Below are 14,244 nucleotides of genomic sequence, written 5' to 3'. Positions count from 1 at the left end.
GCAGCGGCACACTAGGCTACAGCTCTGGAGCGTCCTGCATTTCTGCCTGAAAAAATGCATCCTCCTAGAAAGGTGCCCTCAAGTGCATTGTAACCGTGATATCCACCACCGCCAAATCCGGCGATCTCGCCAGCAGCGAAGAGGCCGGGAACGATATTTCCGTCTGCGCCTAACATCTGGCTGTCCAGATTGGTTTGTAGTCCTCCCAAAGTTTTGCGTGTTAGGATGTGCAGCTTGACTGCGATAAGCGGACCGTTTTTAGGTTCAAGGAACCGGTGCGGCTTGGCAGTGCGGATTAATTTGTCACCGAGATAATTGCGGGCAGCGAGAATCGCCATTATTTGAGCGTCCTTTGAAAACGGATTGCCGATTTGCGAGTCCCGCGCTTCAATCTGTTCCCGCAAATGGGCTTCATCAATCTGGCCGTCTCCGAGTTGGTTCATTCCACCTACCAACTCGGTCAAGGTATTCGCGACGACGAAATCCTCGCCCTTTTCCTTAAAGGCTTCGACAGGGGCCGTTGCCTTTGATCCTGAAAGGATGCGCTGGCGGATCACCTCTTTCCAACTTCCGGAGGTAAAATCCGGATTTTGTTCCGAGCCAGAAAGGGCGAATTCTTTCTTGATCACCTTTTGCGTCAGAATGAACCAGCTGTAATCATATCCGGTTTTTAGGATCTCTTGCAGCGTACCCAATGTGTCGAAACCAGGCAGGTAAGGCGGTTTCAGTCGGTTGCCGCAGGCGTCAAACCACATCGAACTTGGGCCCGGTAAGATGCGGATTCCGTGCGAAGGCCATATAGGGTCCCAATTCCGCACACCTTCTGTGTAATGCCACATGCGATCGCCATTAATAATGTGTCCCCCGGCTTTCTCGCTGATGGGGATCATTCGCCCATCGACATGGAACGGTACTCCGGCCACCATATTTTGGGGCGGTTCGCCCAAACGCTCGCGCGGCCATGCTTTTCGTACCATATGAAAATTGCCGCCAATCCCGCCCGACGTAACAATTATCGATGGTGCATAGATTTCGAACTCACCAACTTCGTCACGGTTGGTTTTGCCACCGCGTTGGGCGGTGTCGTCCGCAAGCACTTCACCGGATACGCCCTTGGCAGAGCCATTTTGCATAATGATATGGCTTACCTGATGCCGAAACTTCAATTGTATTAGTCCAGCCGCCACATGGTCTTTTACCCTGCGGATGAAATGTTCAAGCACACCCGGACCTGTGCCCCAGGTGATGTGGAACCTAGGCACAGAATTGCCGTGCCCATCAGCGAACGAACCGCCACGTTCTGCCCAGCCTACCACCGGAAACCAACGCAGACCCATCTTGTGCAACCAAGGGCGCATTTCTCCCGCTGCGAATTCGACGTAAGCTTCGGCCCATTTTCGGGGCCAACGGTCTTCTTCGCGATCAAACTGCGCACTACCCATCCAATCACGAAGAGCCAGTTCGCGGTTGTCGCGGATGCCCATCCGGCGTTGTTCTGGGGTATCAACCATGAACAAGCCACCAAGACTCCAGAACGCCTGACCGCCCAGAAAATGTTCGGGTTCTTGGTCCAGCACAATGACCTTTTTGCCGCGATCACCCAATTCGGCCGCAGCAACCAGACCGGCAAGGCCACCGCCAACAACAATCGCGTCCGCCTTGTTTTCGCCCATGGTTCATCCTTTCAGCGGCTTCGGAACCAGATCAGAAAGGGGATCGCAACTGCGTACATTGTGATCCCGTAAACTGCAGCGGGCAATGCAAGTGGGCTGAATCCGCTTTCCGTTCCAGTAATCAGGGCTGCTAGTGTGATTCCAAGTGTAGAATTCTGAATACCAGTTTCGATTGAAATCGCCTTGCTCTCTTTCCACGAAAGGTTCGCGACACGCGCTAGACCCAATCCAATCAGTAACAGCGCCACATTCAACGAGATCAGGCCTGCCCCCATCACGCCAAGATTTTCCACAAACAACTGCCAGTTTCCGGCCAAAGCGGCGACGACGATTAGTATGAACAATGCTGTTGCAAGTTTGGCCAAAGGCGCATCAACACGGTCTGCAAATCCCTCGGCAAAGTTTCGGATGGCGACACCAATTGCCACTGGCAATGTCGTGATCAAAAACATGGCCACAGCCAATCCACTGATGGAAACCTCTGGGGCATTCTCACCCATGAAATGGCCGATTGCCCATGCAGCAAGGATTGGGACGGTCAGAATTGAAAGAAGGCTTATCACGGCGGTAAGGCTGACTGACAGCGCAACGTCCGCCTTGGCGAGTTTTGACAGTATATTGCTGGTGACGCCGCCTGGGCAAAAACTCAACAGCATGAATCCAACGGCGATCTCTGGTGGTAAAGCGAACAGCTTTACGGTTGCAAATGCGGCAATGGGCAGAAGAACCACCTGACATATTGCACCGATGGCGAAAGGGTAACGGCGGCTTAGAACGCGCCGGAAGTCTGCAATCTCCAACCCGATACCCAAAGATAGCATGATTATCGCCAAGGAAATTGGCAGGCCCACATTGATTAAAAGATCCAAATACAACTCCTCCCAAAGTCGCTTCGGACCAATCTATGCGAGCCGCCACCTTGCAAGCAACCGCGCCGTTAGGTCACCCGTAACGCTGCGCGAAACGGCGCAGGATTTCACCAGGCTGAGTGACATCAGCTGCGTGGCATATATCGATAAGTGACTGCGCATCTTCCGGTGGGAAATATCCATGGTCTTTGTAAATGTTGATGCGCTGTTCAAAATCTTTGGCATCCGCTTCGGGGTGAAACTGCGTGGCATATACATTCTGCCCCCACCGGATCATTTGATACGGGCAGGGGTCTGAGGCGACCAGATGAACGCAACCGGCGGGTAGTTTCTGCACAGCTTCTTTGTGGCCAACAAAGGCGTCGAAAACAGTGTGCAGGCCTGCCGTCAACGGATCATGCATACCGTCTTGGGTTAGTCGGCAAGTGGACGGGCCTACGGGCTCTCCGAAATTCTTTTTACTCACGTTGCCATCCAAATGGGCGGCCAGAATTCCCAGCCCGTAACAACACCCCATAAATGGATGGTCCTTTGCCGTGATCTGCGGCATCAGGCCCATTATCGAGTTTTCAATGCGTGCATCCAACGGGGATTTTTCGTCTGGATCATCACTGACACACCCGGGTCCACCCCCAACGATGACAGCCGCATATTCTGAAACGTTCAATTTTTCAGGCAATGACTCGCGGTCCAGGCGGATGCGATGGGCCTGTTCTTGCGACAGCTCTGTTTTGTCCAATATCGATGCAAATTCAGCATCCGACGCATCGGTTTCCGGTCGCAATTGAAGGATAAGAAATCGTTTCATTCCGCGCTACTACCGCTCATAATGGCCAGAAGACAAGGATTGCGGGCACGGAAACTGCAATGATCAGAATTTCCAGCGGCAACCCCATGCGCCAATAGTCGCCGAAACGATAACCGCCCGGTCCAAGAACCAGCGTGTTATTTTTATGCCCGATTGGCGTAAGAAACGCGGCCGAAGCCGCGACGGCAACGGTCATCAGAAACGGGTCGGGCGAAACCTCGAGCGCGCGCGCCATCTGAATACCGACCGGGGCCGCAACAATGGCTGTCGCCGTATTGTTGAGCACGTCTGACAAGGTCATGGTTACGACCATCAGCACGGTTAGAATAGCCCACGCAGGTAAGCCATCGGTGAGCTGTACCAGCGCATTTGCTATAAGTTCTGTGCCGCCGGAACTTTCCAAGGCGCTGCCTAATGGAATCATTGAGCCAAGCAAAACGACAACGGGCCATTCGATGTGGTTATAAACATCAGCAATCGGCATGATCTTGGTTAGCACATAGGCTATCACGACCAGACCCAGCGCGATCGGTAGATAAATAATCCCGACACTGGCGGCCAGAACCGCGGCTGCGAACAACCCGATTGCCAGCCAAGCTTTTTCGTTTGCGGTAACGTTCAAACCGCGTTCGGCCAGCGGCAAACACCCTAACCACTCGGTCACGTCAGAGGTGCGGTCCCGCGGACACAACAAGAGCAGGATGTCACCGGGCTCAACCACGGTTTTTCGGACCTGACTTGTTATGCTGCGCCCCTGACGCGAAATTCCCATTAAAACCGTGCTCTGGCGCCAAGCCAGACCAATTGCCTGGGCCGTTCGTCCGGTAATACGCGCGTTTTCAGTGACGACGACCTCGGTCACCTCCAAACCGTCCCCTTCGGCAGTCAAAAGCTCCTGACGGCGTGAGTCCGAGAAATCCAGAGCTAGCGCCGCCCGAAACTCATCCAATGCTTCGGGACGGGCTTCCAGCACCAATGCGTCACCTTCTTTCAGCGTAGCATGAGCTGATCTGCCATAGCGCCGTTTATCGTCACGGATCAGGCCAATGATCGCCACGTCGGATTTTTCAGCAACTTCATATAATTCGCTGACCCGCTTCCCGATGTGGGCGGATTCTGGCGGAATTGTAAGCTCAGCAATGTATTCGGCCAAAGCCTCGGACGTTTCTACCTGTGGACCACGGTTTGGTATCAGCCGCCAGCCCACTAGGGCAACGAAGGCAAGACCAACAATCGCGGCAAGGCCGCCGACCGGAGCAAAATCAAACATGCGAAACGGTTCGCCCAGTGTTTCGGCTCTTATCGATGCGATGATTATGTTCGGTGGAGTTCCGATCAGAGTGGCCATGCCACCCAAAATGGTGGCGAAACTCAATGGCATCAGGCTCAATCCAACTGACCTGCCAGCTTTGCGCGCAGTTTGGATGTCTACCGGCATCAAGAGCGCAAGTGCAGCCACGTTGTTCATGAAAGCCGACAGGATTGCTCCGATCCCTCCCATCAGGGCAATATGAGCCCCCAACCCACGCGAGGCATCTACCAACGTGCGCGTGATAAGAAATACAGCTCCAGACCGTACAAGGCCCGCTGAGACCACAAGTACAAGCGCAACAATAATCGTGGCGGGGTGACCAAATCCCGAAAAAGCGTTGTCTATGGGTACGACGCCCAAAATGACGCCGATCATAAGGGCGGCAAACGCGACCAGATCATAGCGGAACCGCCCCCACAGCAACATTCCGAACACACTGATGAAAAGGCTAAAAAGAATGATCTGGTCAGTTGTCATAACGACACCATAGCCACCGTGACGGTCCGGGCAAGCCGATCCCTTGATCACACGGTGCGCAAACGTCTATATGAGCGCCAAATACGTAATTACGAAGACGAGGACGCAATATGGCAGGCCATTCCAAATGGGCCAACATCCAGCACCGCAAGGGTCGTCAGGACGCCGCGCGGTCCAAACTGTTTTCCAAGTTATCCAAAGAGATCACAGTCGCCGCCAAGATGGGTGACCCTGATCCTGACAAGAACCCGCGCCTGCGTCTAGCGGTGAAAGAGGCCAAGTCGAACTCGGTCCCCAAGGATGTGATTGACCGCGCCATCAAGAAATCTGTTGCGGGTGAAGGCGACGATTACGAGGAAATCCGTTATGAAGGCTACGGCCCTAACGGTGTAGCTGTAATTGTCGAGACAATGACCGACAACCGCAACCGCACCGCGTCGACTGTCCGTTCGACTTTCTCCAAGAATGGCGGTAACCTTGGTGAAACCGGTTCGGTCGGGTTCATGTTCGAACGTAAAGGAGAGGTGGTTTACCCCGTTTCTGCTGGCGATGCGGACACTATTTTCGAAGCTGCTATCGAGGCTGGCGCCGAAGACGTTGAAAGTTCGGATGATGGCCACATTATTTGGTGCGCGGATACCGATCTGAACGAAGTTTCAAACGTGTTGGAAGCCAATTTGGGAGAGTCGGAATCCACCAAGCTGGTTTGGAAACCCACTACGACGACGGAGTTGGGTCTTGAGGATATGCAGAAACTGATGAAGTTGGTCGATGCACTTGAGGATGACGACGACGTGCAACGAGTTACAACCAATTTCGAAGCTACTGACGAGGTCATGGCGCAACTCTGAACAGCATCTGACCTGAAACCTTTTGAACCCCGGCCGAATGGCTGGGGTTTTTCGTACTGTGATTGGCTACTTGGCCGTTCGGTGCAAAGACGGTACATTCGAAAAGAGCACACAAAACAAAAGGGATGATTGGACTTCAAGTCACTCCTGAAATGAGCGTATGGCGGATACCTCCCCTGATCTTGCAAGACGGAATGTCCCGGTTCTGGCCGGTCAAAGCATATTGTCTCAGGTCGCGTGGACACTCGGAAGCCCATCGGTCGTTTTGCCCTTCCTGGCGGTGTCGCTTGAGCTACCAATGTTTCTCGCCGGTGCTCTAGTCTCGATACGTATGTTTGGAAGTATGGTCGCTGACGTATTCCTTGCGCATTCGATAGCGGCTCGTGAACGAAAAAAACGGGCGATTGCGTTGACCGAGGTCGCGGTCGGGGCCTGTTTGGTTCTCGCTTTGGCTTTGGCCGCTACTGGTGTTGTCCCGATTGTTGCTTTGGCATTTGCGACTGCTTTTTTGATGATTGGTCTGATCGAAGAAGTTCAGTCACTGCTTTACACGGATCTGATTGGGGATCATGTCAAATCAAAGTCTCGGATGGCATTGCACTACCTTCAGCTTGGGGCTGGGGGGTTAGCTACGATTGGTTTGGCATTATTGATTCATCAGATCATGAAGGACGCTCCACCGTTCTCGCGCCACTCGGCTGTCATAGCAGTTTCTGTAACATTTTTCGTTCTTTCTGGCCTTTCAATTCTGGCGATGGCCGAGGCGGAAAAGAAGAAGGAAACCTCCGAAAAAGATGTTGGAAAAACGAGGTTCGTTGAGAATTTCACCAACATTTCCAAGATGTTTGAACAACCATGGTTCCGACATTATATGGTCATGAGGCTGCCTTTGGTTGTGGTGTCACTTTCGGTACCCTTCTTCGCTTTGATCGCTGCGGAAGCGCACCATTCATCTGCAAAGGGACTGACCGCGATGATTGTTTCTTCCGCGTCGGGATATCTTGTATCTGCGCCGTTGTGGCAGGTTGTGAATATGAAATCCCATCGAGCCGTCATGGTTGCAGGCACGCTGATGGTAGCATGCACAGGGATCGCGTTGCTGAGTATACATTATCTGGGTGCCGATCATGACATTCATTTGCATGCCGCCGCGTTGTTTGTCGTGACCGTGGCGGTCACTGGTGTCAGTAGTGCACGGAAATTGTATTTTCTTGATGTGGCTCCGAAAGATCAACGCGTACAAGGGGCTGCAGCAATCAAAAGCATATGCCGCATATCTGCCGTTGTTATCTCATCGGTCCTGGCAGCGGTCGCGCACATGCACGAAGTTTCTTTGGCCATCATGTTCATCTGTGCGGTAAGTATTTTGGCGGCGGTCCTATGTTACCGCGTCGTCATTCCTGAAGAGGTAAAGGCTGCAAACCTTTAACTTAAGTCCTCATTCGGATGGAACCATAATCTGTGCCGCTGCTTGCCTGACGGCCCGGGTTAGCGAAGTCAGGGCGGGGGCAAGTATCCTTCCGACTTGCCATGTCAGTGGAATGTCCAACGGCTTGCCGGGGACTAGCTCGCAAAGCCTGCCGTCTTCGAGCATGGGTCGCACCAGGACTTCGGGATTCATCCCCCAACCCACGCCAGCGATGGCGGCGTCGACGAAACCTTGTGATGAAGGCAGAAAATGCGAAGGCGGCGAAATACGGGTGCCGGTTTGCGCCTCGATCCAGGTGCTCTGCAGTTTGTCTTTTGGATTGAATATCAGGCAAGGAGCCTTGGCCAGAGTCACGGGCGTTACGCCGACTGCGAACCATTTTCGAATAAAGTCAGGACTTGCAGTAGGCAAATAGCGTAGAGACCCAAGTGAAAAGGTATCACAACCGCTTACGGCATGACCGCCTACGGAAATGGCGGCGCTGACCTCGCCGCGGCGTAACCACGCAGCCGAGTAATCTTGATTATCGATCACCAGATCGAAGAGCATTCCGTCAACTTTAGCCATAGCATCAATAAACCAGGTTGCCAGACTGTCTGCAGTAACCGCGATCCTCACGCGTGCCGCGCCCGGACTGGTTTCAAGCGCCAGTTCTCTGGTCAGTTGAGCCTCTAAAAGTCCAATATCCTCGGCGTGCCGCGCTATCCGTAGTCCGGTCGGCGTGCCGGAGCATGGGTTGCCCCGCTGGATCAAAGACGCGCCAACACGGTCTTCCAATGCTTTGATCCGCTGCGATATGGCCGAAGGTGTCACCGCAAGTTCCGAAGCTGCAGCCTCAAAGCTCCCATGCCGCAAAATAGCGGACAAAGCGGACAGTTGATGGGGGTCGAAACGCATTAGAGATTCTAACTTAGGAGAAGTTTCTTTAATTTGATAGAGCCAGCAAAGTGGGTTAGTCAACGCCTCCAAATATGGAGGCAAAATGACAACGTCGCTGATTGCAGGTTTCGCTTTGGGATTCAGCCTGATCCTGGCAATTGGCGCACAAAACGCCTTCCTGCTCAGACAAGGCCTAAGACGAGAGCATGTGTTTGCTTTGTGCCTGATCTGCGCAACCTCAGATGCCATTCTGATCGCCGCGGGGGTAGCCGGCTTTGGAACTCTGACGCAGGCCGCGCCATGGTTCGAAACGGCGATGCGCTATGGCGGTGCGGTATTTTTGATATGGTATGCAATGCGAAGCTTTCACTCTGCCTGGCAGGGCGGATCGGTCCTGGAAACTGGGCCAGGCCAAAGCATGACCCTGCGTGCTGCATTGCTTACCGTGTCGGCATTTACCTGGCTGAACCCTCATGTCTATCTGGACACCGTCGTTTTGATCGGTTCAATCTCAGCGCAGTACGAAGATCAGATGGCTTTCGCCATTGGCGCGATGACGTCCAGTTTCGTGTTCTTTTTTTCGCTTGGGTATGGGGCGGGTATTTTGGCTCCGGTTTTCAGGCGTCCGAGGTCGTGGCAAGTATTAGATCTAATTATAGGGATCGTGATGCTGGGGATCGCACTTAAACTTGTTGCCATGTGAAGGGTTGTGGAGTGCCGGGTTTAGGTGTTCAACAAACCCATGAGTATTGCCACTGATCAATCGCGCCCAATTGCCGGCATGTTTTGGATGTTTGCCGCAGGTATGTCCTTTGTGGTCATGACGGCGCTGGTCAAGACATTGGGAACAACCATGAACCCAATACAGGCGGCATTTTTGCGGTACGCATTGGGGTTGGTATTTCTGCTTCCGGCTTTGCGCGCCATTGTCGCTACACGTTTGACCCGTCGAAATGTGACCCTTTTTGGCCTACGCGGAGTGGTTCATGCAGCGGCGGTAATGCTGTGGTTTTTCGCCATGACGCGCATTCCGTTGGCCGAGGTCACAGCGATGAACTACATGACACCGGTATACGTCACGCTGGGCGCAGCGCTTTTTCTTGGGGAAAGACTTGCCTTTCGCCGAATTGCAGCGATTGGCGTGGCATTGGTCGGTGTTGTTATCATTTTGCGTCCGGGTTTCCGCGAAGTTTCACCGGGGCATATCGCAATGCTGGGAACATCATTGGCATTGGGGGGGTCTTACCTTTTGGCCAAGGTAATGGTGCGTGATATCCGACCTTCGGTTGTTGTGGCTCATCTTTCGATCTGGGTGACAATTGCGCTTATACCTTTTGCTGTCGCCGTTTGGGAACCGCCGAGACTGCGTGACCTTGGAGTATTATTTTTAGTCGCCAGCTTTGCCACTGCTGGGCATTATTTCATGACACATGCGCTACAAGCGGCACCTGTTGCCGTCACTCAGCCGGTCACATTCCTGCAATTAATCTGGGCTACATTACTGGGGGCCATCGTTTTTCACGAAAGCGTCGACATCTGGGTTGTGGCGGGCGGAACGTTGATTCTGGCAGCCGTCAGTTTCATTGCGTGGCGTGAGGCTGTTCTAAAACGTTCAAGCGGCACGCCGCCTTCGGGTTCGGAATGCCCGCCCGAGCGTTTGCGAAAGGTTGTTGATTGACGAGTCAATAAAATCCTCTTAGCCTTCGAACGGATTAGGTGAGGCTGAGAGGCGGTTATGCCAAAATTGGGAATGGAACCGATCCGCCGGGACGCGATTGTCAAAGCGACAATTGCGGAGTTGGGTGTAAAGAAATCGTTGGACGTTACTGTCAGTCAGATCGCCAAGCGCGCGGGAATGTCCAGCGCTTTGGCGCATCACTATTTTGGTGGAAAAGACCAGATTTTTCTTGCTGCAATGCGACAGATTCTAAGCGATTTCGGGGCAGAGGCACGCCAAGAACTTAAACAGGCCGCGCCGGGTGAACGCCCACACGCCATCATCCGTGCATGTTTTGGGCCCGCGTGTTTTACACCGGACGTCATTGCAGCTTGGATGACCTTCTATGTGCTGGCGCAAACCAACGGGGACGCGCTGCGTCTTTGGCAAATCTATCAGTCGCGTATCCGTTCAAACCTGATTGACGCGATGCGCCCTGCTTTGTCCGATCCGGTCGAGGCTGCAGAGGATATGATAGCATTGATAGATGGGCTTTATATCCGCGCTGCACTAAGCGCACCGGAAGAGCCACAATTAGCAGTGGATCACGCCCTGCGTGTTCTCGCCAGGTTTTTAGAGGCAGAGAATGACCCAACCTAACATTCTGATCCTCATGGTGGATCAGTTGAACGGCACCCTCTTTCCCGATGGTCCGGCAGACTGGCTGCACGCACCAAATCTGAAAAAACTGGCGGCACGGTCCACACGGTTTGCAAACGCATATACAGCTTCTCCGTTGTGCGCGCCTGGCCGGGCCAGTTTCATGACGGGTCAGTTGCCCTCCCGAACCGGGGTTTATGACAATGCAGCCGAATTTCGCAGTGATATCCCGACCTACGCGCATCATCTGCGCCGCGCGGGGTATTATACCTGCTTATCCGGGAAAATGCACTTTGTTGGTCCGGACCAAATGCACGGCTTCGAAGACCGGCTGACGACGGACATCTATCCGGCTGATTTCGGTTGGACTCCGGATTACCGAAAACCAGGCGAGCGGATCGATTGGTGGTATCACAATATGGGCTCGGTCACAGGCGCCGGTATTGCAGAAATCACCAACCAGATGGAGTATGACGACGAAGTCGCTTACCACGCTAAGGCCAAGCTTTATGATTTGGCCCGAGGCAAAGACGATCGTCCCTGGAGCCTGACCGTTAGCTTCACGCACCCGCATGACCCATATGTCGCACGGCGAAAATACTGGGACCTTTACGAAGACTGCGAACACCTTTTGCCTGAAATTGCCGACATTGGTTACGAAAATCAGGATCCGCACGCGCAACGGATATTTGACGCCAATGACTGGCGGAGTTTCGACATTACAGAGGAGGATATCCGCCGGTCCCGCCGAGCCTATTTTGCGAACATCTCGTATCTTGACGAAAAGATCGGCGAATTATTGGAAGTGCTGGATAACACTCGGCAAGAGGCAATCATTTTGTTTGTCTCGGATCATGGCGACATGTTGGGTGAACGAGGATTGTGGTTCAAGATGAACTTCTTCGAAGGCTCGGCTCGGGTTCCGCTCATGATTTCGGCAACTTCGCTGCCCGTTGGGTGTATTGACGATCCCGTTTCTACAATCGATGTCACTCCGACTCTGGGTGCTTTGGCGGGTGTCGATATGGCGGAAATCGCGCCTTGGACAGACGGTGAAAACCTTGTTCCGTTGGCGCAAGGTGTTGAGCGTACAACACCCGTCGCCATGGAATATGCGGCAGAGGCGTCTTATGCGCCGCTAGTTTCTCTGCGGTATGGAAAGTGGAAATTCAATCGCTGCGCGTTGGATCCTGATCAGCTGTTCGATCTGCATAACGATCCGCATGAGCTGAAAAATTTGGCAGGCATTAAAGAACACGCCGGAACCTTGCAGACAATGCGAGCCAAGTCCGAAGCTCGTTGGGATCTGGACCGTTTCGACGCAGATGTCCGGGCAAGTCAGGCCAGACGCTGGGTAGTTTACGAGGCGCTTAGGCAGGGCGGTTATTATCCTTGGGATTACCAGCCCCTGCAAAAGGCCTCGGAAAGATACATGCGCAACCACATGGACTTAAACGACGTCGAAGATAGCCAACGCTTTCCTCGCGGCGAGTAACACTGAAGATCATCCCGCGGGTAGAGACCAGGCCATTAAGAACTCTGATCCCCCGGGCAATGGAGATTAAATAATGCAAGCAGATTTTGTCATCGTAGGCGCTGGATCCGCCGGATGTGCGATGGCGTATCGGTTGAGCGAGGCGGGTGCCTCGGTTCTGGTGATTGAACATGGCGGTACCGATGCGGGGCCGTTCATTCAGATGCCGGCCGCACTTAGTTACCCAATGAACATGTCGCGTTATGATTGGGGCTATAGGTCTGAACCTGAACCTCATTTAAACAATCGCCGGCTGGCATGCCCTCGGGGTAAGGTCATTGGAGGATCTTCCTCGATAAACGGGATGGTTTATGTACGAGGGCACGCGCGTGATTTTGACACCTGGGCCGAGATGGGAGCGAACGGGTGGTCCTATTCCGATGTCTTGCCTTACTACAAACGCATGGAAACATGGCACGACAACGGTCATGGTGGGGATCCAACGTGGCGAGGTAAAGACGGGCCTCTACACGTATCGCGCGGACCGCGTAAAAACCCTTTGTTTCAAGCCTTTGTCGACGCGGGAAGGCAAGCCGGTTACGAGGTAACAGGCGACTACAACGGCGAAAAGCAAGAAGGCTTTGGCCCGATGGAGCAGACTGTCTGGAAAGGTCGTCGATGGTCAGCAGCAAACGCATATCTAAAGCCTGCGCTCAGGCGCGGGAATTGCAGTATCGTCAGGGGACTGGCTGCACGCGTCGTTTTTGAGGAGGGACGTGCAGCAGGTGTCGAACTGATCCGCGGTGGGAAGAAGGAGGTTATCAAGGCCAATCGAGAAGTCGTTTTGGCGGCGTCGTCGATAAACTCACCCAAATTGCTGATGCTGTCCGGTATCGGGCCGGCCTCACACTTGGCGGAGCACAAAATCGACGTGGTTGCGGATCGACCCGGCGTCGGCGCAAACCTGCAGGATCACTTGGAACTGTATATCCAGCAGGCATCCTTGCAGCCGATTACATTGTACAAACACTGGAACCTCATCAGTAAGGGTCTGATTGGTGCGCAGTGGCTGTTCACCAAAACTGGGCTTGGGGCATCAAACCAATTTGAAAGCGCTGCGTTCATCAGGTCGAAACCAGGTGTCGAATACCCAGATATCCAGTATCACTTCTTGCCTATGGCGATACGTTATGACGGTCAGGCCGCCGCTGAAGGACATGGGTTTCAGGCACATGTCGGCCCGATGCGTTCCCCGTCCCGTGGTACGGTCACGTTGCGATCAAATCGACCTGAAGATGCACCGGTGATCCGTTTCAACTACATGAGCCACGAAAAGGATTGGGAGGATTTCCGGACCTGCATTCGACTGACACGAGAAATCTTTGGTCAGGAAGCATTCGAACACTTCGCGGGGGAAGAAATCCAACCTGGCGCGTCTTTGCAATCCGACGAAGAGTTAAATGGTTTTATCGCCGAACATGCAGAAAGCGCCTATCACCCTTGCGGAACCTGTCGAATGGGACGGACTGACGACAAACAGGCCGTTGTTGATCCGCATGGGCGCGTGATCGGAGTCGACGGGTTACGCGTTGCAGATAGCTCGGTCTTTCCGCAGATCACCAACGGTAACCTGAACGCTCCTTCTATCATGGTGGGTGAGAAAGTTTCGGATCACTTGTTGGGCAAAGATCCCTTGCCAAAAGCGAATGACAGGCCTTGGATACATCCCAACTGGGCATCGCAGCAAAGGTAAAATTCTGGTCAGGGCGAACCTGATGGGATTATTCTTTTTGGTGTCAAAATTGATTTGGACGGAAACTTGATCCGGGTCAAAGTGACGGCCTCTGGACATCGATAAAACTTGGACGCAACGCCAAACAAAGGAGCGAACAAGATGTCTCACACCCCGCATGAACTGGCCGAAGAATTCCCAGACAAGGTTGAATTGATGAGCCAGCTTAAACAAACCGATGCACATTTTGCTCGGCTGGCAGAAGAGTATCACGAATTGAATCGCACTGTTCATCGGGCCGAAACCAACGTTTCACCGATGGAGGAATTGGCCGAGGTCGAGTTGCGGAAAAAGCGTGCAGCCCTCAAGGATGAAATCTGGGGGATTTTGTCGAAAGCTTAACTTGACGGGCGGGGTCATCCC

Annotated in this window: 13 protein-coding genes; 8 read left to right on the top strand and 5 right to left on the bottom strand. The window is 53.4% G+C overall.

What is annotated here, in order from left to right:
* Positions 1-11: 11 nt before the first annotated feature.
* The 4 genes from AC2FNE_RS07500 to AC2FNE_RS07485 form a co-directional block, all read right to left on the bottom strand.
* Positions 12-1,673, bottom strand: a complete 1,662-nt coding sequence (locus AC2FNE_RS07500; protein ID WP_496772758.1) for an FAD-binding dehydrogenase — start codon at positions 1,671-1,673, stop codon at positions 12-14.
* Positions 1,674-1,684: 11 nt separating this feature from the next.
* The gene (locus AC2FNE_RS07495) at positions 1,685-2,542 is read right to left on the bottom strand and encodes a bile acid:sodium symporter family protein (RefSeq protein ID WP_170607103.1); all 858 of its coding nucleotides are present in this window, start codon (positions 2,540-2,542) and stop codon (positions 1,685-1,687) included.
* Between the two features lie 73 nt (positions 2,543-2,615).
* Positions 2,616-3,350, bottom strand: coding sequence for a glutamine amidotransferase (locus AC2FNE_RS07490; RefSeq protein WP_170607101.1), 735 nt, complete (start codon positions 3,348-3,350; stop codon positions 2,616-2,618).
* A 16-nt stretch (positions 3,351-3,366) separates the two neighbouring features.
* On the bottom strand, positions 3,367-5,139 hold the full coding sequence (locus AC2FNE_RS07485; RefSeq protein ID WP_170478718.1) for an SLC13 family permease: 1,773 nt from the start codon (positions 5,137-5,139) through the stop codon (positions 3,367-3,369).
* A 110-nt stretch (positions 5,140-5,249) separates the two neighbouring features.
* On the opposite strand from AC2FNE_RS07485, the gene AC2FNE_RS07480 reads away from it, so the two are divergent.
* A complete protein-coding gene (locus tag AC2FNE_RS07480; protein WP_170607099.1) occupies positions 5,250-5,990 on the top strand; it encodes a YebC/PmpR family DNA-binding transcriptional regulator in 741 nt (246 codons plus the stop codon).
* 160 nt (positions 5,991-6,150) lie between these two features.
* Positions 6,151-7,419: a permease gene (locus AC2FNE_RS07475; RefSeq protein WP_496805076.1), complete on the top strand. Its 1,269-nt coding sequence runs from the start codon at positions 6,151-6,153 to the stop codon at positions 7,417-7,419.
* A gap of 9 nt (positions 7,420-7,428) precedes the next feature.
* Here AC2FNE_RS07475 and AC2FNE_RS07470 read toward each other — a convergent pair whose 3' ends face one another.
* A complete protein-coding gene (locus tag AC2FNE_RS07470) occupies positions 7,429-8,316 on the bottom strand; it encodes a LysR family transcriptional regulator ArgP (protein WP_170607095.1) in 888 nt (295 codons plus the stop codon).
* A gap of 85 nt (positions 8,317-8,401) precedes the next feature.
* Between AC2FNE_RS07470 and AC2FNE_RS07465 the strand changes: the two genes are divergently transcribed.
* The 6 genes from AC2FNE_RS07465 (at position 8,402) to AC2FNE_RS07440 (ending at position 14,223) form a co-directional block, all read left to right on the top strand.
* Positions 8,402-9,001 (top strand): LysE/ArgO family amino acid transporter, encoded by a 600-nt coding sequence (locus AC2FNE_RS07465; protein WP_170607093.1) that lies wholly within the window; start codon positions 8,402-8,404, stop codon positions 8,999-9,001.
* Between the two features lie 39 nt (positions 9,002-9,040).
* Positions 9,041-9,976, top strand: a complete 936-nt coding sequence (locus AC2FNE_RS07460; protein ID WP_496805075.1) for a DMT family transporter — start codon at positions 9,041-9,043, stop codon at positions 9,974-9,976.
* A gap of 57 nt (positions 9,977-10,033) precedes the next feature.
* Complete coding sequence (gene betI / locus AC2FNE_RS07455) at positions 10,034-10,615, top strand: choline-binding transcriptional repressor BetI (protein WP_170607089.1); 582 nt, start codon at positions 10,034-10,036, stop codon at positions 10,613-10,615.
* Positions 10,602-12,110, top strand: coding sequence for a choline-sulfatase (gene betC, locus AC2FNE_RS07450; RefSeq protein WP_496805074.1), 1,509 nt, complete (start codon positions 10,602-10,604; stop codon positions 12,108-12,110). The genes betI and betC overlap by 14 nt, the downstream gene beginning before the upstream one ends.
* 73 nt (positions 12,111-12,183) lie before the next feature.
* Positions 12,184-13,842 carry a choline dehydrogenase gene (gene betA, locus AC2FNE_RS07445; RefSeq protein ID WP_170607085.1) on the top strand — a complete coding sequence of 553 codons (1,659 nt, stop codon included), beginning with the start codon at positions 12,184-12,186 and terminating at the stop codon, positions 13,840-13,842.
* Positions 13,843-13,983: 141 nt separating this feature from the next.
* A complete protein-coding gene (locus tag AC2FNE_RS07440; RefSeq protein WP_170478736.1) occupies positions 13,984-14,223 on the top strand; it encodes an HP1242/YdcH family protein in 240 nt (79 codons plus the stop codon).
* Positions 14,224-14,244 lie beyond the last annotated feature (21 nt).

The organism is Ruegeria sp. YKSD179 (assembly GCF_059612885.1).
Note: the sequence above shows the minus strand (reverse complement) of the source record. Positions and strands in the feature narration are given on the sequence as shown.

Coding starts and splice junctions, on each gene's coding strand:
- AC2FNE_RS07500 (WP_496772758.1), bottom strand. CDS start 1,673: ATGGGCGAAAACAAGGCGGACGCGATTGTTGTTGGCGGTGGCCTTGCC.
- AC2FNE_RS07490 (WP_170607101.1), bottom strand. CDS start 3,350: ATGAAACGATTTCTTATCCTTCAATTGCGACCGGAAACCGATGCGTCG.
- AC2FNE_RS07485 (WP_170478718.1), bottom strand. CDS start 5,139: ATGACAACTGACCAGATCATTCTTTTTAGCCTTTTCATCAGTGTGTTC.
- AC2FNE_RS07480 (WP_170607099.1), top strand. CDS start 5,250: ATGGCAGGCCATTCCAAATGGGCCAACATCCAGCACCGCAAGGGTCGT.
- AC2FNE_RS07475 (WP_496805076.1), top strand. CDS start 6,151: ATGGCGGATACCTCCCCTGATCTTGCAAGACGGAATGTCCCGGTTCTG.
- AC2FNE_RS07470 (WP_170607095.1), bottom strand. CDS start 8,316: ATGCGTTTCGACCCCCATCAACTGTCCGCTTTGTCCGCTATTTTGCGG.
- AC2FNE_RS07465 (WP_170607093.1), top strand. CDS start 8,402: ATGACAACGTCGCTGATTGCAGGTTTCGCTTTGGGATTCAGCCTGATC.
- AC2FNE_RS07460 (WP_496805075.1), top strand. CDS start 9,041: ATGAGTATTGCCACTGATCAATCGCGCCCAATTGCCGGCATGTTTTGG.
- betI (WP_170607089.1), top strand. CDS start 10,034: ATGCCAAAATTGGGAATGGAACCGATCCGCCGGGACGCGATTGTCAAA.
- betC (WP_496805074.1), top strand. CDS start 10,602: ATGACCCAACCTAACATTCTGATCCTCATGGTGGATCAGTTGAACGGC.
- betA (WP_170607085.1), top strand. CDS start 12,184: ATGCAAGCAGATTTTGTCATCGTAGGCGCTGGATCCGCCGGATGTGCG.
- AC2FNE_RS07440 (WP_170478736.1), top strand. CDS start 13,984: ATGTCTCACACCCCGCATGAACTGGCCGAAGAATTCCCAGACAAGGTT.